At 50.4% G+C, this 22,943-nt stretch carries 19 protein-coding genes; 14 read left to right on the top strand and 5 right to left on the bottom strand.

The window, feature by feature from the left end:
• Positions 1-78: 78 nt before the first annotated feature.
• Positions 79-1,881, top strand: a complete 1,803-nt coding sequence (gene recJ, locus K1X45_RS04330) for a single-stranded-DNA-specific exonuclease RecJ (RefSeq protein WP_220160377.1) — start codon at positions 79-81, stop codon at positions 1,879-1,881.
• 97 nt (positions 1,882-1,978) lie between these two features.
• Here recJ and K1X45_RS04325 read toward each other — a convergent pair whose 3' ends face one another.
• Positions 1,979-2,419: a VOC family protein gene (locus tag K1X45_RS04325; protein WP_220159916.1), complete on the bottom strand. Its 441-nt coding sequence runs from the start codon at positions 2,417-2,419 to the stop codon at positions 1,979-1,981.
• A gap of 229 nt (positions 2,420-2,648) precedes the next feature.
• Between K1X45_RS04325 and K1X45_RS04320 the strand changes: the two genes are divergently transcribed.
• The 6 genes from K1X45_RS04320 (at position 2,649) to zigA (ending at position 7,552) form a co-directional block, all read left to right on the top strand.
• The gene (locus tag K1X45_RS04320; protein ID WP_075656306.1) at positions 2,649-3,230 is read left to right on the top strand and encodes a cold-shock protein; all 582 of its coding nucleotides are present in this window, start codon (positions 2,649-2,651) and stop codon (positions 3,228-3,230) included.
• A gap of 89 nt (positions 3,231-3,319) precedes the next feature.
• On the top strand, positions 3,320-3,802 hold the full coding sequence (locus K1X45_RS04315; RefSeq protein WP_220159915.1) for a DUF192 domain-containing protein: 483 nt from the start codon (positions 3,320-3,322) through the stop codon (positions 3,800-3,802).
• Between the two features lie 53 nt (positions 3,803-3,855).
• Positions 3,856-4,635 carry an alpha/beta fold hydrolase gene (locus tag K1X45_RS04310; RefSeq protein WP_370627070.1) on the top strand — a complete coding sequence of 260 codons (780 nt, stop codon included), beginning with the start codon at positions 3,856-3,858 and terminating at the stop codon, positions 4,633-4,635.
• Positions 4,636-4,892: 257 nt separating this feature from the next.
• Positions 4,893-5,717, top strand: a complete 825-nt coding sequence (gene cysE / locus K1X45_RS04305; RefSeq protein ID WP_022710916.1) for a serine O-acetyltransferase — start codon at positions 4,893-4,895, stop codon at positions 5,715-5,717.
• Positions 5,718-5,884: 167 nt separating this feature from the next.
• Positions 5,885-6,091, top strand: coding sequence for a DUF3126 family protein (locus K1X45_RS04300; RefSeq protein WP_022710917.1), 207 nt, complete (start codon positions 5,885-5,887; stop codon positions 6,089-6,091).
• 255 nt (positions 6,092-6,346) lie between these two features.
• On the top strand, positions 6,347-7,552 hold the full coding sequence (zigA, locus tag K1X45_RS04295) for a zinc metallochaperone GTPase ZigA (RefSeq protein WP_151159994.1): 1,206 nt from the start codon (positions 6,347-6,349) through the stop codon (positions 7,550-7,552).
• Positions 7,553-7,619: 67 nt separating this feature from the next.
• Here the strand turns inward: zigA and K1X45_RS04290 are convergent, their stop codons facing one another.
• Positions 7,620-8,081 carry an Lrp/AsnC ligand binding domain-containing protein gene (locus K1X45_RS04290; protein ID WP_075656316.1) on the bottom strand — a complete coding sequence of 154 codons (462 nt, stop codon included), beginning with the start codon at positions 8,079-8,081 and terminating at the stop codon, positions 7,620-7,622.
• A gap of 125 nt (positions 8,082-8,206) precedes the next feature.
• Between K1X45_RS04290 and putA the strand changes: the two genes are divergently transcribed.
• Both putA and K1X45_RS04280 read left to right on the top strand, forming a co-directional pair.
• A complete protein-coding gene (gene putA, locus K1X45_RS04285; RefSeq protein WP_220159914.1) occupies positions 8,207-11,365 on the top strand; it encodes a bifunctional proline dehydrogenase/L-glutamate gamma-semialdehyde dehydrogenase PutA in 3,159 nt (1,052 codons plus the stop codon).
• A gap of 886 nt (positions 11,366-12,251) precedes the next feature.
• Positions 12,252-14,423 (top strand): anthranilate synthase, encoded by a 2,172-nt coding sequence (locus tag K1X45_RS04280; protein ID WP_220160375.1) that lies wholly within the window; start codon positions 12,252-12,254, stop codon positions 14,421-14,423.
• 113 nt (positions 14,424-14,536) lie between these two features.
• Here the strand turns inward: K1X45_RS04280 and K1X45_RS04275 are convergent, their stop codons facing one another.
• Positions 14,537-15,445, bottom strand: a complete 909-nt coding sequence (locus K1X45_RS04275; protein ID WP_220159913.1) for a cation diffusion facilitator family transporter — start codon at positions 15,443-15,445, stop codon at positions 14,537-14,539.
• Positions 15,446-16,103: 658 nt separating this feature from the next.
• Here K1X45_RS04275 and K1X45_RS04270 point away from each other — a divergent pair.
• From K1X45_RS04270 to K1X45_RS04260, 3 genes are all read left to right on the top strand, one after another.
• Complete coding sequence (locus K1X45_RS04270) at positions 16,104-17,012, top strand: cation diffusion facilitator family transporter (protein ID WP_028233639.1); 909 nt, start codon at positions 16,104-16,106, stop codon at positions 17,010-17,012.
• A gap of 456 nt (positions 17,013-17,468) precedes the next feature.
• Entirely contained in the window at positions 17,469-19,175 is a 1,707-nt protein-coding gene (gene leuA / locus K1X45_RS04265; protein WP_075656326.1) for a 2-isopropylmalate synthase, read from the top strand.
• 134 nt (positions 19,176-19,309) lie between these two features.
• Complete coding sequence (locus tag K1X45_RS04260) at positions 19,310-19,969, top strand: hypothetical protein (protein ID WP_220159912.1); 660 nt, start codon at positions 19,310-19,312, stop codon at positions 19,967-19,969.
• On the opposite strand, the gene K1X45_RS04255 is transcribed toward K1X45_RS04260, so the two are convergent.
• Positions 19,932-20,909, bottom strand: coding sequence for a metallophosphoesterase (locus K1X45_RS04255; protein ID WP_220159911.1), 978 nt, complete (start codon positions 20,907-20,909; stop codon positions 19,932-19,934). The two genes, K1X45_RS04260 and K1X45_RS04255, sit on opposite strands and share 38 nt — an antisense overlap.
• Positions 20,910-21,072: 163 nt before the next feature.
• Here K1X45_RS04255 and K1X45_RS04250 point away from each other — a divergent pair, with 163 nt between their 5' ends.
• Both K1X45_RS04250 and K1X45_RS04245 read left to right on the top strand, forming a co-directional pair.
• Positions 21,073-21,528 (top strand): NUDIX domain-containing protein, encoded by a 456-nt coding sequence (locus K1X45_RS04250; protein WP_220159910.1) that lies wholly within the window; start codon positions 21,073-21,075, stop codon positions 21,526-21,528.
• 29 nt (positions 21,529-21,557) lie between these two features.
• A complete protein-coding gene (locus K1X45_RS04245) occupies positions 21,558-22,088 on the top strand; it encodes a gamma carbonic anhydrase family protein (RefSeq protein WP_022710930.1) in 531 nt (176 codons plus the stop codon).
• Positions 22,089-22,196: 108 nt separating this feature from the next.
• Here the strand turns inward: K1X45_RS04245 and K1X45_RS04240 are convergent, their stop codons facing one another.
• Positions 22,197-22,790 carry a transglutaminase-like cysteine peptidase gene (locus K1X45_RS04240; RefSeq protein ID WP_220160374.1) on the bottom strand — a complete coding sequence of 198 codons (594 nt, stop codon included), beginning with the start codon at positions 22,788-22,790 and terminating at the stop codon, positions 22,197-22,199.
• Between the last annotated feature and the right edge of the window lie 153 nt (positions 22,791-22,943).

The following is a 22,943-nucleotide window of genomic DNA, read 5'->3' as shown; positions in this document are numbered from 1 at the left end:
TGCTATAAGGCGACATTGAAAAATGTCGCCTTTTGCGTTTGTAAGAACTCAATACCAACAGGAGTTGCCCGCGTGGATATGAATGAGCGTTTGTTTCTCGGAATACGTTCTTCTGCAACGGGCATGAAATGGGTTGATCGTCTAGGCCTGCGTGAAGCCAATACTGCACTCGCCATCGCCCAGAATTACGGCATCCCCGATCTGGTTTCCCGCGTTATGGCCGGTCGTGGCGTTGGCCTTGAAGCCGCTGAAGAATTTCTCAATCCGAGCATCCGCTCCCTGATGCCTGATCCGCTGACTTTGACGGATATGAAACAGGCTGCAGTTCGTATTGCCGATGCTATTCAGCGCCGTGAGAATGTAGCCATTTTCGGTGACTATGACGTGGATGGTGCCTGTTCTTCGGCGCTACTGTCCCGCTTTCTCAATGCTTATGACATCAGGAATGTCATTTATATTCCGGATCGCATTTTTGAAGGCTACGGCCCGAACCCCGATGCCATGCGTGAGCTGGTTGCCAAAGGCGCGTCGCTGATTGTGACTGTCGATTGCGGTACCAATAGTGCTGTCTCAATTACCGCTGCGAAAGATGCCGGTGCCGATGTTGTGGTTCTGGATCACCACCAGCTTGGTGGTGCCTTGCCGGAAGATGCCGCCGCGATTGTTAACCCGAACCGTGAGGACGATATTTCAGAGCAGGGGCATCTCTGTGCTGCCGGTGTTGTCTTTATGACTTTGGTGCAATTGGCGCGGGAATTGCGTGAGCGCGGTATAAAAGCGCCAAATGGTACGCCGGATTTGCTGGGTTATCTCGATCTGGTGGGCTTGGCCACGGTTTGTGACGTTGTGCCGCTGATCGGTGTGAACCGTGCTTTTGTTGTCAAAGGTCTGCTTGCTGCCCGCAATCAGAGCAATGCTGGCTTGGCGGCGCTGGCGCGGGTATCTCGCATTGGTGAGCCGCTCAATAGTTTCCATTTTGGTTTTCTCATTGGCCCCCGCATTAATGCGGGCGGGCGTATCGGTAATGCTGCTCTTGGCAGTCGGTTGCTGACGCTGGACGATCCGGTTGAAGCCAATACCATCGCCGAAGAGCTGGACAGGCTGAATGCCGAACGTCAGGCGATGGAAGCGGTGATGTTGCAGCAGGCAGAGGCGGAAGCTTTTGCTGAGCTTTCCGGCAAGTCAGGGCCGGCCGTATTGGTCACTGCTAATGAGGACTGGCATCCGGGTATTGTAGGCTTGTTGGCCTCCCGTCTGAAAGATAAGGCGAAACGCCCGACTTTTGCCATTGCCTTTAATGGTAATGGCGTGGGCACAGGATCAGGTCGCTCGATCAGCGGTTTTGATCTTGGCAAGCTGGTGCGCAAAGCCGTTGAGCAGGGTTTGCTGGTCAAAGGCGGCGGTCATGCTATGGCGGCAGGTATCACCGTGGAGAAATCCAAACTCGGTGCTTTGCGGGCTTTCTTCGAGGAACAGGCCGCTGAGCAGGTGGATGAACTGCGCGCTGAGCAAAGTCTGGCGATTGATGGTGCGGTTTCAGCCACCGGTGCCACGGTTGCGCTGTATAATGCCCTGGAAAAAGCAGGGCCTTATGGTGCCGGTCATGTGCAGCCGTTGCTGGCGCTGCCGAACCACACAATCGCTGATGTGCGTGTTGTCGGGCGCGATCATGTGAAAGTTGCCCTGAAAGGGCTGGACGGTAAACGCGTGGACGGTATTGCCTTCCGTGCTGCTGACAGTGATCTTGGGCGTTTCCTGTTCGATCAGGCCGGACACATGGTGCATGTTGCCGGCCATTTATCGCTCAATCACTGGAATGGTTCAGTCTCAACACAGATCCGTATCGTGGATGCGGCTAAGGTTGATCTCTCGCGCCAATAGTGCCTGATCCAAAATTCGCCTGATTTAGCTCAGTAGATTGGGCTGCAAATGGCAGGCGCTTTTTGATTCAAACCCTAGCCAAATTGCTGAGTTTTGCTCACCAGTTGCCGGTATTTTCCATAGATACCCATGGCTCCTGCGGTGCCAGTCTTTCGCCCTTTTGCAAAATTTCAATGGAAATACCGTCCGGTGATTTCACAAAAGCCATGCGGCCGTCACGTGGCGGACGGTTAATGACAACGCCTTTGTCTTTCAGATTTTGGCAGAAGTCATAAATATTATCGACCTCATAGGCGAGATGGCCGAAATTGCGTCCGCCGCTATAGGTTTCCGCATCCCAGTTATAGGTTAGTTCCAGCTCCGGTGCGCGGGAGCTTTCCGTATTTGCCTGATCTTTCGACGCGCTGAGGAAGATCAAAGTGAAGCGCCCCTGTTCACTTTCTGTGCGACGTGTTTCCACCAGTCCGAATTTTCCAACAAAAAAATCCAGTGACTCATCAATGTCACGAATACGGATCATGGTGTGCAAATAGCGCATGTTTGCCTCCTGTTTTACCCTGTTTGATCCTGTCTGTTTTAGCAGGTGTCATATTTAAAACAGGGCAGATTTGAAATAGTTCACCGCTGATTTAGCATGCCTGCTCATAAAGTCTGTGATCGAAACAGGAATATTGAAAGTTTGCTCTTGCCGGATACGGTTAAGGAAGTGTTATCTTGAAGATGAGAATCAACCTGATTTGCCCGGCAGATGAAAGGAGGAGCGTGCCATGACTGACAAGTCTTTGTCCCATGAGTTTATGGATGGTACCAACTCCGCTGAGGATGCAACCGATATTGTCGAGATTTCCGGCGCCATTAAATGGTTCGACGTCGCGAAGGGCTATGGTTTTGTCGTTCCCGATCAGGACGGCTACGGTGATATTCTTGTTCATGTGACGACATTGCGCCGTGACGGTTTTCAAACCGCACAGGAAGGTGCGCGTGTTGTTTGCGAAATTCGCCGCGGTGAACGCGGCTGGCAATGTTTCCGCGTTTTGTCTCTCGACCTTTCCGATGTTGCGCATCCTTCAACTCTGCCGCCTGCACGTACCCATGTTGTGGTTACCCCGTCGAGCGGGCTGGAGCGGGCAATCGTCAAATGGTTCAACCGTACCAAAGGTTTTGGCTTTTTAAGCCGCGGTGAGGGGACGGAAGATATTTTTGTTCATATGGAAACGCTGCGTCGCTTCGGTATGATGGAGCTGCGTCCGGGACAGGTGGTTCTGGTGCGGTTCGGTCATGGTGATAAGGGGCTGATGGCGGCAGAAATTCATCCGGATATCGGTTCGCCTTTTACTAATCCGCATTAAAGCCGGTCTCTGACCGGTTTTTTTATATTTGCTATAATGGCCTGCACGTATATTTTCTCTCAAACATGTTTTGAAGTATGGTTTGCCCGATGAAACAGTGGTTTGCTTGTTTGGTATTTGTGGCCGCGCTTTTGGGCGGCAGTTTTGCGGTGTCAGCGCAGGAAGAGCCGATGCGCGTTTCTGTGGATGCGCAGGCTTTGAAAATACAGACCGCATCGGGTGAGAAAAGTTTCGGGCTGGAAATTGCCGATACGGATCAGAAACGCAGTGCGGGACTGATGTATCGTAAGGATTTTCCCGCTGATCGTGCGATGATCTTTGTTTTCGGTGAAGAGCGTCCGGTGATGATGTGGATGGCCAATACGCCGCTGCCGCTGGATATGTTGTTTGTCCGTAATGACGGATCAATCGCGCGGGTTGCTGAAAATACGGTGCCTTTTTCAAAAGATACTGTTGCTTCCGGCGAGCCGGTGGCTTTTGTCATAGAAGTGAATGCAGGCATTGCCGCTAAACTTGGCATCAAGGCTGGTGATACAGTCAAGCACCGGATAATATGCGGGCAATGTCAGTGAATTTGAGTCCTGTTGCGCTAAACAGGGCGGAAGATAAATCTCGGAAGTGAACTATGGTCGTGAATGTGAATGAAGTCCGTTATTTTGAACATGACGGATTAAAACTGGCTTATCGTGACGAAGGACAAGGTGAGCCGGTTTTATTGATCCATGGTTTCGCATCTTCCGGTATGGTGAACTGGCTCAATCCGGGCTGGATCAAAACTCTGACCGATGCCGGTTACCGTGCGATTGCGATTGATAATCGCGGTCATGGCCGTTCTGACAAGCCGCATGACCGTGAACTCTATTACCCGTCATTAATGGCTGCTGATGCTGTTGCTCTGCTGGATCATCTGAATATCGATAAAGCCCATGTTATGGGCTATTCCATGGGTGCGCGGATCAGTGCTTTTGCGGCGCTGGAACACCCAAAACGGGTACATAGTCTGGTCTTCGGGGGCTTAGGCATTGGTATGGTCACCGGTGCCGGTGACTGGGATCCGATCTATGATGCGCTGTTGTCGGAGGATGTGGACAGTATCACCCATCCGCGCGGGCTGATGTTCCGTAAATTTGCGGATCAGACAAAGAGCGACCGTTTTGCGCTTGCTGCCTGTGTTATCACGTCCAAAGAGCTTATTCCCGCACAGGCAATGGCGATGATTAGCCAGCCTGCACTGGTTGCTGTCGGCACGAAGGATGATATTGCCGGTGATGCGCAGGATCTGGCCGATCTGATGCCGCATGCAACGGCAGTTGATATTCCTGACCGCGATCATATGCTGGCGGTCGGAGATAAAGTTTACAAGCAGGCTGTGCTGGAGTTTCTGAAGGCGCATCCGATTGCCTGAGTGCTGCCGGACAGGTTTTCTATGAAAATGTGACGATCCGCTCAGGTAATTTTACCGCAATAGCAGCAGAGGGATTTTCATCTCTTGTAATGCGGTTTAAACTCGCCCAGATAAATGCCGGAAGCAGCAATGTGAATGACTGGCGAAAATAATCGGAAATATTTGGTTTCCGGTAAGATTTTCCAGCTATTTCAAAGCATTTGGCGGTTTCCGGTGATTGAAGAATAAGTGAATGCTGTAAAGCCAGGAGTGATGCAATGGCCGCACATGGTTCTGTTCCGGTGAGCAAGGTCGTCGATCATATGGATCCGATCTGGTATTCCGTGCGTGCTGAAGCCGAAGCTGCAGCCGTGAAAGAGCCGTTGCTGGCGGCGTTTCTGTATTCCACAGTGCTTAATCAAGGCAGTCTGGAAGATGTGGTTATGCATCGCATTTCCGAGCGCCTCGGCCATGCCGATGTGGCTGCTGATTTGCTGCGCCAGACTTTTGTAACGATGAGCAAAGCCTCGCCGGAATGGTCGCAGACTTTGCGCATTGATTTGCAGGCGGTTTATGACCGTGATCCTGCGGCAAACCGTTTTCTTGATCCTCTGCTTTATATGAAGGGCTTCCATGCCATCCAGACCCATCGTCTGGCGCATTGGCTGTGGAAAGAGGGACGCAAGGATTTCGCCTATTATCTGCAGAGCCGCTCTTCATCGATTTTCCAGACCGATATTCATCCGGCGGCGAAATTCGGCAGCGGTATTTTCCTCGATCATGCGACCGGTGTGGTTATCGGTGAAACTGCGGTGGTCGGCGATGATGTGTCGATCCTGCATGAGGTAACACTGGGCGGTACCGGTAAGGCTGGCGGTGATCGTCATCCGAAAATCGGCCGTGGGGTGCTGATCGGCGCGGGGGCAAAAATTCTTGGCAATATCACTATCGGTGAATGTTCAAAAATTGCTGCCGGTTCCGTGGTGGTTAAAGCCGTGCCGGATAATGTGACAGTCGCCGGTGTTCCGGCGAAAGTGATCGGCAGTTGCGATTGTGCTGAACCTTCGCGTGCGATGGATCAGCTGATTAATGCTGCTGAATAAAAGCACGCCCCGAAAAGTGTAAGCGGTTTTCGGGTAAGGCGTGCGTAAGAATAAATGCACGCCCCGAAAGTGTGAGTGGTTTTAGGATAAAGCGACATGTTGCCCCTTTACATATCGGGCACAGGGGCGCATGAGACAGCCCCGTAAAATGAAACAGGAGAATCCGTTTGAAACCCGAAGAAATTAAGAAACTGGACGCCTATTTCAAGCGGACTTTTGATAATCAGAACCTGACTGTTAAGGCGCGTCCTCGTAAGGATGACTCCTGCGAAGTTTATATGGATGATGAGTTTCTGGGCATCATCTATAAGGATGAAGATGAGGGCGAACTGTCCTACAACTTCTCCATGGCCATTCTGGAAATGGACCTGTAATTTTAGCAACCCCGTTTGCTGAAGTTAAAAATCTTTTGAATTACAAATATTTATGGCGGCTTATGCATGAAGAGATTCATTCGCATCAGCCGCCGTTTTTATATGTAAGCCTTCAATCTGTGTAATCAGGTCGCAATAGCGTAAAATCTCTTGTCGTTTGTTATATTATAACATATCAATGTCGCCTTTCCGATAATGACGGGCTGTGCGCTGAAGCGCACATGACCCGTAACATGGCGATATTCAGGAGATGAAATGGAACAACGTTTACCTGTCACGGTTTTGTCCGGTTTTTTGGGCGCCGGAAAAACCACTTTGCTCAACCATATTCTGAATAATCGTGAAGAGGTACGTGTTGCCCTGATCGTGAATGATATGAGTGAAGTGAATATTGATGCGGCTTTGCTGCGTGATGGTGGCGCCAATCTGTCCCGCACACAGGAGCAACTGGTTGAGCTGACCAATGGCTGTATCTGCTGCACTTTGCGTGATGATCTTTTGCAGGAGGTGACGCAGCTCGCAAAACAGGGGCGGTTTGATTATCTGCTGATTGAATCGACCGGCATTTCCGAACCTTTGCCGGTGGCATCGACTTTTGAATTTCGTGATGAGGAAGGTTTCAGCCTTTCTGATGTGGCGCGGTTGGACACGATGGTAACTGTTGTCGACAGCGCCAATCTGCTGCGCGATTATGCATCGCAGGATTTTCTGAGCGATCGTGGCGAAACAGCCGGTGAAGGCGATGAGCGCGGTATTGTGGATTTGCTGGTGGAACAGATCGAGTTTGCCGATGTCGTGGTGCTGAATAAGATCAGCGAAGTTTCGCCCGCGCAAAGGCAGGATATTTATAAAATTATCCGCGCACTCAATCCGGACTGCGATGTGGTTGATGCTGATTTCGGCAAAGTGCCTTTGGCGAAGATCATGAATACCGGCCGCTTCAGTTTTGAAAAAGCCGAGCAACATCCGTTATGGTTTAAAGAACTCTATGGTTTTAAAGATCACGTGCCGGAGACAGAGGAATATGGCATCCGTTCTTTTGTTTATCGTGAGCGCCGCCCGTTTGATCCGGCTAAATTCCATGACTTTATTCAGCAAAGCTGGGCAGGGCTGATCCGCTCGAAGGGTTTTTTCTGGCTGGCCACCCGTCCGCGCTATGTGGGGGAGCTTAGTCAGGCGGGGGCATTATTGCGTACAGGAAAACGTGGTCTGTGGTGGGCCTCTATCCCGAAACAATACTGGCCGGAAGATGAGGGCTGGCGTCAGTCTATGCAGCCTTATCTTGATCCGTTCTGGGGCGACCGGAGGCAGGAACTGGTTTTTATTGGTACTGCCGCGATGGATGAGGGGGCAATACGGGCTGCGCTGGATAATTGTCTGGTTGAAGCCGATAATTTTGTGCCCGATGAATGGGCATCGCTTTATGATCCGTTCGAGCCATGGGATCAGCGCGCAGCATAATTTATTATTTTAAAACAATATTATACGCCTTTGCGTGAAGAAATAGATTCACGCAAAGGCTTTATTTTTAAATTCCGATTGCCGAGGTTTCTTTAACTTCTTCCATCACCGGATAGGTATGGGTTTCACGCACGCCCGGCAGCGAGAGCAGGGAGTCTGCCAGAAAGCGGCGATATTGTTCCATATCAGCCACGCGTGCTTTTACCAGATAATCAAAACCGCCGGCCACCATATGGCATTCCATCACCACCGGATTGTTTTTTGTGGCCTCGGCAAAGGTTTCAAAAACTTCCGGTGTTGTGCGGTCGAGCTTGATTTCTACGAATACCAGCATGGAGCGGTTGAGCATTTTTGGTGAGAGCTTTGCCGTATAACCCAGCACATAACCATCACGGGTTAAACGCTTGACCCGCTCGGCCGTTGCGGTCTGTGACAGGCTGATTTTCTCGGCCAGTTCGGCATTGGTCAGCTTGCCGTCCTCCTGCAAGGCACGGAGGATCTTTTTGTCCATAGCGTCAATTTGCTTCATTTTAGCTAAAATTCCGATTTTTGCAGTGATATCCACCGAATAAGGCACTTTAATTAGTGAGATAAACTATATGAGATAAAATATACAGTTAAAAACCCGTCGCAAGACTCTACAGGAGCCTTTTTATGACACTGCCCAATACAGCCCTTTCAAACGCCCCTCAGGTTGTTTCTGAAAAGGCTCAGAATACAACCCTGCCACTGCCGCCTTTTACCGCGCCTTATGCACCGGATGACCATGAGCTGGTCAGTGCATTGCTGGCCAGCGTAACATTCGATGATGCCGCCAACCGCCGCATTGATGCGCGGGCTTCGGAATTCATCACGAATATCCGCAAGCAGTCCAAAGGGATTGGCGGTGTTGAAGATTTCCTGCGTGAATATGGCCTGTCCACCCGTGAAGGTCTGGCGCTGATGGTGCTGGCCGAAGCGCTTCTGCGCGTGCCGGATAGTGCAACGCAGGACAAGCTGATCGAAGATAAGCTGAAGCAGGGTAACTGGTCCGAGCATCGTGCGCAGGGCGATACATGGTTTGTGTCTGCTTCCGCATGGGGTCTGGGTCTGGCGGCAAAAGTCATCCGCCCGGGCGAAACACCGGAAGGCGTTCTGTCTTCGCTGGTTAAGCGTATGGGCTTGCCGACAGTTCGCACAGCCACCAAACAGGCAATGCGCTTTCTCGGTTCGCATTTCGTGCTGGGTGAAAATATTCACGATGCATTGAAGCGCGCCAAAGTCGCTGAGAAAAAAGGCTATCGCCATTCTTTCGATATGCTGGGCGAAGGTGCCCGCACTGCAGAAGATGCCAAGCGCTATTATAAGTCCTATTCCGATGCGATTGATGAAATCGGCAAAGCTGCCGGCAATGGCAAACTGCCGGATCGCATGGGTATTTCGGTCAAGCTCTCGGCTCTGCATCCGCGTTATCTGGCGACCCATCATGCGCAGGTGATGCGTGAACTGGTGCCGGATGTGCTGGCGCTGGCTCAGAAAGCCAAATCCTATGATCTGAACTTCACCATTGATGCGGAAGAAGCAGACCGTCTGGAGCTGTCGTTAGATCTGATCGACCGCGTTTTCGCTGATCCGTCACTGGCTGGCTGGGATGGTTTTGGCCTGGCGATTCAGGCCTATCAGAAGCGCGCTCTGCCGGTTATCCAGCATATTGTTTCCCTGTGCGAAAAGACCGGCCAGCGCATGATGGTGCGTCTGGTGAAGGGGGCTTACTGGGATACAGAAGTGAAGCGTACGCAGGAACGCGGTCTGGAAGACTATCCGGTCTTCACCCGCAAAGCTGCAACTGACGCATCTTATATTGCCTGCGCCCGCTATATGCTGGATCAGCGTAAGCATATTTTCCCGCAATTTGCCGGACATAACGCCCTGACAGTGGCGATGATTCTGGAAATGGCCGGAAATGATAAGAGCGGTTTCGAGTTCCAGCGCCTGCACGGTATGGGTGAAAGCCTGTTCAAACAGGTGACAGAAGCCGGTGAAAAGATTGCCTGCCGCGTTTATGCGCCTGTTGGCGGCTATCGCGACCTGCTGGCTTATCTGGTGCGCCGCCTGCTGGAAAATGGTGCGAATTCGTCGTTTGTTTCCGTTGTGGGCGATGAAAATGTGCCGGTTGCAAGCCTGCTGAAGCGTCCGGTTGAAATTTTGAATGATGGCAGAGGCATGCGGAATGCAAATATTCCGTATCCCGTTGATATGTACGGGCAGCGTCGTAACTCTGCCGGACTTGAATTTGGTGACAGACTAGTATTGGGGACTTTTATGGACGGGATCGTTAAGGCGCGGGCGAATGTTGATGCAGTGCCATTATTTGCCGGTTTTGCTAAAAAAGGCTCCGGTCAGCCTGTATTGTCGCCGGTAGACGGTTCTCAGGTGGGTACAGTTGCTGAAGCAACTGCTGAAGATGCTGCAAAAGCTGTTGAAGTTGCACGCAAAGGCTTTGCCGGTTGGTCACGCATGAGCGTTGAAGACCGCGCAACAGCGCTGGAACGCGCCGGTGACCTTTTGGAAAAGAACCGCGACCGTTTCATCGATCTTCTGTCGCGTGAAGCCGGTAAGACAATGGATGACGGCATTGCCGAAATCCGTGAAGCCGTTGATTTTTGCCGTTATTACGCTGCGGAAGCCCGTCGTCATTTTGCCAATGAAACCATTATGCCTGGCCCTACAGGTGAGGATAACCGTCTGCGTTATCGCGGTCGCGGTGTGTTCGTTTGTATCAGCCCGTGGAACTTCCCGCTGGCAATCTTCCTTGGTCAGGTGACCGCTGCGCTTGCTGCCGGTAATGCGGTTGTCGCCAAGCCTGCGGAACAGACCCCACTGATCGCTTATGAAGCAATCAAGCTGCTGCATGAAGCCGGTGTACCACAGGATGCAGTGATTTATCTGCCAGGTGACGGTTCCGTTGGTGCTGCTCTGACCTCGCATACCCGCATTGACGGTGTATGCTTCACCGGTTCGACCGATACAGCATGGGCAATCAATCGCACATTGGCGGCCAAGAAGGGCCCGATTGTGCCGCTGATCGCTGAAACCGGTGGTCTGAACGCCATGATCGTTGATGCGACTGCTCTGCCTGAGCAGGTTGCTGATGATGTTGTTATGTCGGCATTCCGTTCTGCCGGTCAGCGTTGTTCGGCTCTGCGTATTGTCTATCTTCAGGAAGATGTTGCTGATGGCATGCTGAAGATGATCGAAGGTGCAGCGCGTGAAATGCATCTCGGCAATCCGGCTCTGGAAACCACAGATATCGGCCCGATCATTGATCGTGAACAACAGACCATGCTGAACGACTATGTTGAGCAGATGAAGGGCAAAGCCAAAGTGACCAAGGTTGGCGTGACACCGGAAGGTGAATTGCAGGCCGGTCATTTCTTTGCACCGCATATCATTGAACTGAAAGATGCATCAGAACTGACACGCGAAGTATTTGGTCCGGTTCTCCATGTTGTGCGCTGGAAAGCATCTGAACTTGATAATGTTCTCGATCAGGTTGCCAATTCGGGCTTCGGTCTGACCTTTGGTCTTCATAGCCGTATTGAAGCGGTTGTGGCCCGTGCGGTTGAGCGTCTGGATGTGGGCAATATCTATATCAACCGTAATACAATCGGTGCGGTTGTCGGCACCCAGCCATTCGGCGGTTCCGGACTGTCCGGCACCGGTCCTAAGGCTGGTGGCCCGAACTATCTGCTGCGCTTTGCGCTGGAGCAGGTTGTGTCAGTTAACACCGCAGCAGCCGGTGGTAACGCTTCGCTGATCGCGATGGGCGAATAACATAGCCAACGCGATTGCCCGCAATCAGGGTAATATATTGCGTTTTATCGAAAAAGAATCGCCTGCCGCATAAAATGTGGCGGGCGATTTTTTATTTTCTGTTTTGCACAGAATTTCGTTGACGAAAAATGCAACCTGAGGTAGTTTTGGCCTTGTACTGAAAAGCATACTTCACTTAGTTATTTTAGATCTGAGCATAATATTTTTTTGAAATTAATTGCTTTTGAAAAGCGGGACGGGCAAATCTTCCCCATATGATCGCCTGCCTGACAGTTCGCATATCGGACATTTTAACCCGGATCTTTTTGCTGATCCGGGTTTTCTTTTGGAAGTTTTTGATTGATGGCTTGATATAAGCTTCTGTTATTGTGCTTTTATATGGAATGTTCTCTTTACCGGATGGGGTGGTTCTCAGGAGCTCGATGTTATGAATGGGGTGTGAGCGTTTGAGCATTTGCAATGCGGTGGCTCATTGTGTGGGCTCATGTTGTGCATTGAATGCGCTTGATCGGTGTTTATTCGAATGAAATTTAAAATGCAATTTTAAGATGTATGTATTTGTTCTGCGCAATAATATCTTTTCCGCAAAATGGTGAAACAGAAGAGCTTGCAAGGTCTGAAAAACAGAGCTAAAAATAGAGCATGACTAATTTTACTTTTGCATCTCTTATTTGGTGGTGGGCTCGCTTCTAGCGGCCACGCAGACATTTGCATAAGTGTCATTCAGGTCGCTCAGGGTTCACCGGGCGGCCGTTTTTATTTTCTGCCCTGAAATCCTGAAACGCCTGAGTATCTATTTAAAATCAAAGCAGAGATGCTTTGTTGAAAAACAGGTGCGAAACCGGCCGTTTGGCAGTATAGGGATCGCAGCAACAGGAGCAGAGCGATTATGGCAAAAACTGCCGATCAGGATCAGCACGATCATATCACGCAGGGCGGCATCACTGTCGCACGCCGCCGTCATCTGGTGGATTACAAAACGGCTATCGACAAGCGTATTGATGCGCTGGATACAAGACGCGGCGCTGTCTTTTCATCCAATTATGAATATCCGGGTCGTTACACACGCTGGGATACGGCAATTATTGATCCGCCGCTGGTGATTACTTCCAAAGGTCGCTCTATGCGCATTGAAGCGCTGAATGCCCGTGGTGAAATTCTGCTAGGCGGTATCCGCCCTGTGATCGGCGCTTTGCAAGAAGTGACGATTAATGATGAAGCAGAGCAAAAAATTCAGCTGACGATTGCTGAGCCGACACGCCAATATATGGAAGAAGAACGCTCGCGTATGCCATCGGTTTTCACCGTGCTGCGTGAGATCGTCTCTCTGTTCTATTCCGAGGAAGACAGCAATCTCGGCCTTTACGGTGCATTCGGCTATGATCTGGCCTTCCAGTTTGAGCCGATTACTTACAAGCTGAAACGCCCTGAAGATCAGCGCGATCTGGTCCTGTTTCTGCCAGATGAAATTCTCGTCGTTGACCATTATTCTGCAAGAGCATGGGTGGATTCCTACGACTTCACTGTCGGCAATAAGAAAACAGATGGCTTACCGCGCGAAACACCGTCTGACGTGTTCAAAGCAGCTGAAAAACTGCAGGCAAAAGGCGATCACCAAAAGGGCGAATATGCTGCTCTGGTTGAACGTGCCAAAGAAAGCTTCAAATGCGGAGATCTTTTTGAAGTGGTGCCGGGGCAGATTTTCTATGAAAAATGCGAAAATCAGCCGTCAGCCATTTCCCGCAAGCTGAAAAGCATTAACCCGTCACCATATTCTTTCTTCATCAATCTGGGCGAGCAGGAATATCTGATCGGTGCCTCACCGGAAATGTTTGTGCGGGTGAATGGTCGTCGCATCGAAACCTGCCCGATCTCCGGCACCATTAAACGCGGTGAAGATGCGATTTCAGATTCCGAGCAGATTCTGAAACTGCTCAACTCCAAAAAAGATGAATCCGAACTGACCATGTGTTCTGATGTGGATCGTAACGATAAAAGCCGCGTTTGCGAGCCGGAATCAGTGCGTGTAATCGGTCGTCGGCAGATCGAGATGTATTCCCGGCTGATCCATACGGTTGATCATATTGAAGGTCGTCTGCGCGATGGTATGGATGCTTTTGACGGTTTCCTCAGCCATGCATGGGCTGTAACCGTGACCGGTGCACCAAAACTATGGGCGATGCGCTTCATTGAAGAAAACGAACGCAGCCCTCGCGCATGGTATGGTGGTGCGGTTGGGATGATGCATTTTAACGGCGATATGAATACCGGCCTGACACTGCGCACTATCCGCATTAAAGATGGTGTGGCACAGGTGCGGGCAGGGGCGACTTTGCTCTATGATTCAAACCCGCAGGAAGAAGAAGCCGAAACCGAGCTGAAAGCATCGGCGATGTTGACAGCGATCCGTGAGGCGCATATTAAGCCGGAATTGCAGGAGAAGGCGCAGTCTATGAAAGCAGGAACCGGAATTTCTGTTCTGCTGGTCGATCACGAAGATTCCTTCGTGCATACGCTTGCCAATTATTTCCGCCAGACTGGTGCCAATGTGGCGACCGTGCGCTCGCCGGTGAGCGATGAAATCTTTGCCCGCTTCAAACCGGATCTGGTGGTGCTTTCACCGGGGCCTGGTACGCCGAAAGATTTCGACTGCACGAATACAATCCGTAAAGCGCGTGACCGTGATCTGCCGGTTTTTGGTGTATGTCTGGGCTTGCAAGCCTTGACGGAAGCCTATGGCGGCTCACTGAAACAGCTGGAAATTCCGATGCATGGCAAGCCGTCACGGATTAAAATCCTGAAAAACGGCGTGGTGTTTGATGGTCTCGGGCAGGAAGTCACCGTTGGCCGCTATCATTCGCTTTATGCGGATAAGACGACACTGCCAGCAGATTTCATCGTCACTGCTGAGACAGATGACGGCGTTATCATGGGCTTTGAACATGCAAAAGAGCCGGTGGCTGCAGTACAGTTCCATCCGGAGTCAATCATGACACTCGGCGGTAATGCCGGTATGCAGATGATTGAAAATGTGGTGTCAAAGCTCGTAAAGAAATAACCGCAAGTGATGTTTAAAAGAAAAGCCGCAGGTGAAAATCTGCGGCTTTTCTTGTTTTTACGCATGTCGTTATCGGAAAACCGGTGCCCGCTTTTCCGCGACATGCTTTTAGTTTAAATCCACGCTTCGTCGCCGGTGAAACTCACTGTAATCCAGCGTTGCGGACCTGCGCCGCCGATTTCCTCACCGATCTCTTCGCGGATTGCATCCAGCGTTGCGATCGATGTTATCGGGAAGTTAGCGGGCAGAACGATGTGAATTTCAATGAAACGTGCGCGGCCGATCTTAGCTGCATAGCTGGCATATTTCTTGAAGCCATGTTTGGCCTTCATTCTATCCATAATCTTGCGCACCCGCAGATCCATGCGTTCCGGTGTGACCAGCAAAATCTCACGAAATGCACCCAGAACTGTTTTGAGCGGCACAAAGATAAGGCCTGCCGACAAAAACAGCAAAATGGCGGGGTCTGTATAGACCGTCCATGGCTCAAAATCTGTGCCCTGTAATAGCCATGCCAGACTGAAGGCGATCAGAAGAGCCAGCGTAATCAAAGCGGTCATCAGCCAGCTTTGCGTATCAAGCGTGATAAAGTTCGATTTGAGCCGTTTATTGATCTTGTGCTGATAGGCCATCATGACAAAACAGATGATACAGACAATGACGGCGTAGAGAATTGCCCAGTCAAAATTCAGCTCTGTGCCGCCTTGCAGCAAGGTGCTGACGGCGTTGATGAAAGCATAGAGACAAAACAATATCAGCACGATGCCGTTAAAAGCGAGAACCAGTGGTTCAATATGCCAGAAACCATGCTGGAAGCGGCGCGTTCCTTCGCTGGTCAGGAGCCGCGCGACAAAAAGGGCAAGTATCGACATGACAGCATCGGTTGAGGAGAACATACCGTCAAAAATGACTGCGCTGGAACCGGAGAGTATGCCGAAGACTATTCCGAAGAGGCCGATAAAGATTGTGACAAATATTGATCTTCGTAAAATCAGTTGTTCAAAACGTGCGAGACGTTGCATTTTAAAGGGTCTGCCTTTGTAGAAAGAACAACCATCTGTGAAACCGGAAGGCACAAGTATTTATGCCGTGAAAACGGTTTAGCTGGCTGCTTTTTTGTTTTTAGCACTTTTTCTACGCTGATCCGGACAGATATTGTCTTATTACTGCTATGCGTAATTTCGGATCGGGATGTTAAGCTGCGCATTTATGCATAGGCACTCTATATATTATTATTATGAAAATTAAAAGAGATGCCGTTTTTTGACTGTTTGGCACGTCAGTTTCGGATTGTTGTCTGATTCGAATTTTTGGTTTTTGCTGGCCAGTATTTGCAAATGATTTGCAGTTAAACCATATGTAAGTCTATGAATTTGCTGATTTATTAAAAATACAGCGCTGAGTGAAAACCAGTTGCAACTGGACGGCAGAAATTAGCGAAAAATGTCAGCTATAGTACTTTAGAGATTTGGAATTGGCACATTTTGCGCTAAGGGTAATTACATCTCAGCGAGTGCTGAATTGAATTTATTTCGATGAGGGCGGCTTTGGATGACTGTTAAGCAGTCTCTGCATAAGCTGCCGAATTTTATAAACTGCAAAATTGTAAATCTCCGGCTGTCCCGTCGTTTTTCAACAAAACGGCGCAATAACATGTTCGGAGAGATAAAAGGTTTGGGTATGGATGCTAATCTGAGAATTCGGCGACTGGCTACATGGACAATTCCGGTATCCATCGGCGTGATGGCGCTTAAATATCTGGCCTATCTGCTTACCGGTTCTGTTGCGCTTTATTCCGATGCGCTGGAATCGATTGTCAATGTCATCGCTGCTGTCGGTGCATGGTGGGCAATTACAGTCAGTATTATGCCGGCAGACGGTAATCACCCTTACGGGCACCATAAAGCGGAATATCTTTCTGCGGTGGTTGAAGGTGTGCTGATCGTTGTTGCGGCACTGCTGATTGTGCGTGAGGCATGGAGCGCGCTGGAAACACCGCGCACGCTGGACGAGCCATGGCTTGGGCTGGGTATCAATCTGATTGCAGGCGTGATTAATATGCTCTGGGCAGGGCTGCTGATCCGTGTGGGACGTGCTGCAAAATCACCGGCATTGCTGGCTGACGGCAAGCATATTATGACGGATGTGGTGACTTCCGCAGGCGTGCTGGTCGGTCTGGTTGCTGCAATTATCACCGGCTGGTCAATTCTTGATCCGATTTTGGCGATTGTTGTGGCGCTGAATATTCTCTGGCAGGGCTGGCATGTTATCAATGCTTCTGTGCAGGGACTGATGGATGTCGGTGTTGAACCTGTCGAGGAAATGCAGATCCGCGATATTATCTCCACCAATGCGGAAGGGGCACTTGAGGTACATGACCTTAAAACCCGCATTGCCGGACGTGTGACTTTTATCGAATTTCATCTGGTTGTCGCAGCCGATATGACAGTCGGTGAATCGCATATTATCTGTGACCGCATCGAAGATGCGCTGCATGAGAAAATTGATAACTCACGGGTTGTGATTCATGTTGAGCCTGAGGATGAGGCAAAGCTTCCGCCGGGAACTGCAGCCGTTCCTTTTGCATAATGGAAATTTAATGCATTGATTTTTCATAATAAAAACGCTGTCCTGCCATTGTGCAGGGCAGCGTTTTTATTTTTCTCTGAATATGCCTGTAATTTTATTTCGTTTGCGGGGAAGTCTCTTGCAACTTGTTATCAAGGCGTATAGCATTTATCCCATGAACAACGCGCATTATCATACCAGCTCTTTTGTGAGCTTCGGAGCAGATCAAGGCTTTGCAGCCGCTGAGTCTTGCGCGCGTCCACTCTCGCTTCTACTTCTACTCGGCCTTAGCGGCGATCGCCGGGCTCGTTGATTGGAGCGTCCGGCGGTCGTACAGAGCCGTCAGACTCATGCTCCGGTCAAAGAATCCGTTTCGATTGTGCCCGATTTTTCTGCATCTTCATTCTATAATTGAGCAGACAGGGCGTGTTTAAGGCGGCTGTATATTGCAGTTGCTGTGGCTGATGAGACTTTAAAATGACCAATATTATTTCCGCTTCCAAATCCCCTCGCAAAGGTATGCCGATTGCGGCTGAAAAATACACGCCGTTCAGAACGACAGTTTTGCAGGATCGCCAGTGGCCTTCGAAAATGATCGAAAAGGCACCGATCTGGTGTTCGGTTGATCTGCGTGACGGCAATCAGGCGCTGATTGACCCGATGGGGCATGATCGTAAAGCTCGTATGTTCCAGTTGCTGATGGATATGGGCTTTCCGGAAATTGAAATCGGCTTTCCGTCAGCTTCCCAGACTGATTTTGACTTCTGTCGCTGGGCGATTGAAGAAGGCAATGTGCCGGATGATGTGGATTTGCAGGTGCTGGTGCAGTGCCGTCCGGAATTGATTACCCGCACATTTGAGGCGCTGGAAGGCGCAAAGACCCCGATTATCCATTTTTACAATTCTACCAGTGAGTTGCAGCGCCGCGTTGTGTTCGGCAAGGATGTTGCCGGTATCAAGCAGATTGCCACTGATGCCGCCAAGATGATTATGGATATGGCTGCCAAAGCGGGCGGCGGTTATCGTTTCCAGTATTCACCGGAAAGCTTTACCGGCACCGAGCTGGAAGTGGCTTTGGAAATCTGTAATGCGGTGACGGAAATCGTTAAACCGACTGCTGAAAACAAGCTGATCCTCAATCTGCCGTCCACGGTGGAAATGAACACGCCGAATGTCTATGCCGACCAGATCGAATGGATGTGCCGTAATCTGGATAATCGTGAAAACCTGATTATCTCTCTGCATCCGCATAATGACCGCGGTACAGGTATTGCCGCAACCGAACTGGGTCTGATGGCCGGCGCCGACCGCGTGGAAGGCACATTGTTCGGTAATGGCGAGCGCACCGGTAACGTGGATGTGGTGACACTGGCGCTGAATATGTTCACGCAGGGTATTGATCCTGAACTGGATTGCTCGGACATCAACCGCATGAAGGAAGTGTACGAATATTCCAATCAGCTGGTTATTCCTGAGCGTCATCCATATGTCGGTGAGCTGGTTTATACAGCGTTTTCCGGCTCGCATCAGGATGCGATCAACAAGGGTATGAAAGCCAAGAAAGGCGCGAATACGCCGGTTTGGGAAGTACCGTATCTGCCGATTGACCCGCAGGATGTCGGCCGTTCCTATGAAGCGATTATCCGTATCAATTCCCAGTCAGGTAAAGGCGGTATCGCTTATATTCTGCAGCAGGATTACGGTCTGAATATTCCGCGCAAGATGCAGGTGGAATTCCGTGAGATCATTCAGCAGATTACGGATGATGAAGGAAAAGAACTGCAGGCACCCCGCATTTATGAAGAGTTCAAGAAAGCCTATGTGAGCCAGCCTGGCTCGCGTCTGGAATTTGTTGATCACCACACTTTTGCGGATCCGGACAATAAAGCTGTCCGTATTATGCAGGCCGAGATCATTGATAATGGTGTGACAAAAACCATTGAAGGACGTGGCACCGGTCCCGTGGATGGCTTTATTGATGCGCTGTCGAAACATATCGGCATTGATATTTCCGTTGCCGATTATTCGGAACATTCGTTGCAGCGCGGTTCGGATGCATCGGCGATCAGCTATGTGGAACTGTCACATCCGCAGGGATCAGTCTTCGGTGTTGGTGTGAACCATAATATTGTGACGTCATCGCTTGCTGCGATTGTTTCCGCCGCAAACCGTCTGATTAAATAAGATCACTCTGAGTGATACTAAAAAGGCCTGAAACTATACGGTTTCAGGCCTTTTTGTTATAATGCCAGTCTAAAGTCATAAAATCGCCATGCATGAGATTGCCTGTAAAGTGCAGCAAGATAAAAGGCGGCGGTATGAATAAAAGCGAAGATGATTTCACGATATATCCGTCTGCATCTGTGCCGGAGGCACATTTATCCGGCGAAGAACGGCTGAAGACTGCAATCCGGCAGGCGAAAACTGCACAGGCCGACCGTCTCGACAGTATTACCGATATCAGAGAGACGGATATTGCCCGTCTGGAATTGCTGTTGCAGGATTTGCAGCCGGTTTTTGATGCGGTGCCGGCAACGGATGAGCAGTGGGATTTCTGCCTGAATAAAGGTATGCAACCGCGTTTGTGGCTGGATGCCAGCGCCTTTGTGATGATTGCCCGCGACCGGCGCAGCTATCATTTTGTCCGCGATACCCGTCTGGGGCGGATTATTCTGGCTGATAATAAAGACATTAAGGTCATTTCAGAAGCTGTGACGCGCTATATTGCCTCGCGGATTCTTGAGCGCGAGCGGCTGATGGATGACTGGACTTCTGATGTCCCTGTTGCAGCGCAGCAGGCCGCTGTCGCTGAAAATTCCACAGAACAGAGTAGCAGCGCAGAAATTTCGGAAAATTCAGCGCTGAATAAACTATTATGGTTTGCAGGCGGTGCTTTGCTCGGCTGTCTGGTGCTGATTTTAGCGCTGCATTATTATGGCATCACTCTGCCGATGCTGCCGGAATTATTGCCGCGCTGATTTGCTGTGCAGCTTTGCCAAGCATTAATGTGCGTTCGCCGATCAGCTGCACATCTGTATTTTCACCGGTAAAACCATATTGCTGCCAGTGACATTGCCAGCTTTGCGGCTGATCAAGTGCTTCAATAGAAAACAGATTATAGCGCGCGGGTGGTTTTCGCCCTTCATGACCAATCGGATAGGGCGCCTGACTGGCCGATGGTACGCAGATCACCGGAACTGCGCCATTTGGAGACGCAATTTCATTATAGGTTGCCAGATGGGTATGGCCGTGCAGCACCAGTTCTGCACCGGCTTCACGGATCACTTTCTGAAAACGGCCAATGCCGAACAACCGCTTATAGGCCGGTGTTGCATTGCGGATCGGCGGGTGATGAATCAGGATAACGCGGCACAGACCTTGCTCGCCGGTTTCAATCAGCATTTTTTTCAGCCGCGCGGCCTGTGCAGGCAAAAAATCACCGCTGGCCATGAACGGACCGGTCGCACGTGCCGAGCTGACGCCAATGATCGCCACGCCGTCACGCACACGTAAATAGGGAAATTGCGGACGTTTTTCACGATTGTCGATGCCATCACCGCGCATCCACGGCTCCCATTTGCAGCAGGATTTATCCAGCGCACCCGGAACATAGGCATCGTGATTGCCCGGCACGAAAGAAACGTCTTCCTGTGAGCCGAGCTGCTTAAGCCATTCAAAGCCATTATCAATTTCAAGATTAAGCGCGAGATTTACCAGATCGCCGGTAACGGCAATATGATCCGGCTTGTGGCTTTGCAGATCTTTAATCAGCCCTTCCAGCACCCAGTCATGCATGGCACCTTTACGGTGACGCTTCCAGTTAATATAGCCGGTGATGCGTTTGGAGGCCAATTCGCGCAAGCGAACCTGCGGCAGCGGCGACAGATGAATGTCTGAAATATGGGCAAGTCTGAACATTGGCGAAGATTTAGCTTTCAACTGCGCGTAGTCAATGAAAAACATACATATAAGAGTTTGGAGTGTAAAAACGCTATGTGGGCTAATAGTTCTGTTAGTTGACTGGATCGTAAGCCGTACTCTTTATATTTAGTATCTTCGACCATTGCAGAAAAGCCGATTTATGAATTTTAAAAGCTGGTTCTTTCATACGTATTTTTTGTTCCGTCGTCCTATGACGCTGGGGGTGAGGGCTGTCGTGCTCGGGGATGAAGGGAAGAGTGTGTTTCTGGTGCGCCATACCTATGTCAAAGGCTGGCATTTGCCGGGCGGCGGTGTGGAGCGCGGCGAAACATTCGGGCAGGCTCTGATTAAAGAGCTGCGTGAAGAGGCCTGTATTGAACTGACTGCTGCGCCGGAACTTTTCGCTCTGTATAAAAATACCAAAGCTTCTAACCGTGATCATGTGGCGCTGTATATATGCCGGTCTTTTAAACAGACCGGAACGCGCTCACCTGATTGGGAAATTGCCGAGGCCGGATTTTTTCCGCTCAGTGACTTGCCTGACGGCGTAACAGAGGCCACGATGCGCCGTCTGAAAGAGGTCACAACCCATGCGGAGCCGGATGCGTTGTGGTGATTTGAGCTTGAGAAAATGGAGATACCACCATGCCGGTTTATGTGTTGGACGGCCATAATCCACAATTCGACCATCGTGCCAGTAACTGGCTGGCACCGGATGCGACATTGATCGGCAAAGTGCGTGTCGGTGAAAATGCGGGGATCTGGTTCGGCGTTGTCGCCCGTGGCGATAATGAGCTGATTCATATCGGTAAGGATACGAATGTGCAGGAACATTGTGTTTTGCACACCGATATCGGTTTTCCGCTGACCATTGGGGAGGGCTGCACAATCGGCCATCGGGCAATGCTGCATGGCTGCACGATTGGTGAGAATAGTCTGGTCGGAATCGGTGCAATCATTCTTAATGGTGCAAAAATCGGCAAAAACTCATTGGTCGGCGCCGGTGCTCTGGTCACCGAAGGAAAAGAGTTTCCGGATAACTCGCTAATTGTCGGCTCACCGGCGCGGGTGTTGCGGGAACTGACGGCAGAGCAGATCGAAAAATTACGTGATTCCGCACAAAATTACGTTGCCAATGGCAAGCGTTATCAGCGCGGTCTGGAAATTGCGCCTTAATTGCTCAACTGCATAATTTCTTAAGCTTGAATCAGTTTAAGGTAAAATTATGCTGTAAATATAAAGTGTTAGAGCGAGTTTTGTGCGCCCAAGAGGGCGCACGGCGCTCTAATTTCCCAGCGCTGATGTTGCAATACCGCTCATCAGCATTTCCGGTGCGTGACGGATATCGACCCACTGGCCGCTGTGACGGGCGGACTGACGCTTGAGATAGGTGTAGTCCGTCTGGCTCCAGTTTTTAACGCTGTCTTCAAGATTATCCAGAATGAAATCACCGCGGTCTGTGCGCACTGTCAGCACAGCATGGCCTTCGCCATTGCTCTGACGGACAACAGTAATCAGCAATGTATTCACCGGAAAACCGGCATTAATCAGCATACGGCGCTTGAGCAGCACATAGTCTTCACAATCGCCATATTGTGTCGGGTAAGACCAGACTTCTTCCTTGCCCCAGATTTCCATATCGGTGCGTGGCAGAATTGCAGTGTTTACCTGTGCATTGACCTGAACGATCTTGTTCCACAGAGCCTGTGTGAGCTGCAGCGGGGCTTCTGAACGGCTGGTTTGGCTGCATTCTTTTTTATACTGTTTGCAGAAGTCATAATGACCGACCGGCTGGGTTGTGCGGCCTTCCGTCTGCATCCATGGCTGAGCAGCCTGACTTGCCGTCGTGCCGCCAAACACTGTTCCTAAAACTGTCATTGTAAGCAGCAGAGTTGCGGCAGCCAGCTTATTCTTTGCTGTTGTGCTGCGGGCACTCTTTTTATGTGCTGTCTTTTTATACATTGTGACGCTCCTTGTTGAGAGCACCATGGCAGCGAGACATTGACACTATCCAAAGGGATATGAATAAGA

The organism is Pseudochrobactrum sp. Wa41.01b-1 (genome assembly GCF_019464455.1).
Classification (GTDB): domain Bacteria; phylum Pseudomonadota; class Alphaproteobacteria; order Rhizobiales; family Rhizobiaceae; genus Pseudochrobactrum; species Pseudochrobactrum saccharolyticum.
The sequence above is the reverse complement of the archived record's forward strand: the minus strand, read 5'-3'. Positions and strand labels throughout refer to the sequence as shown.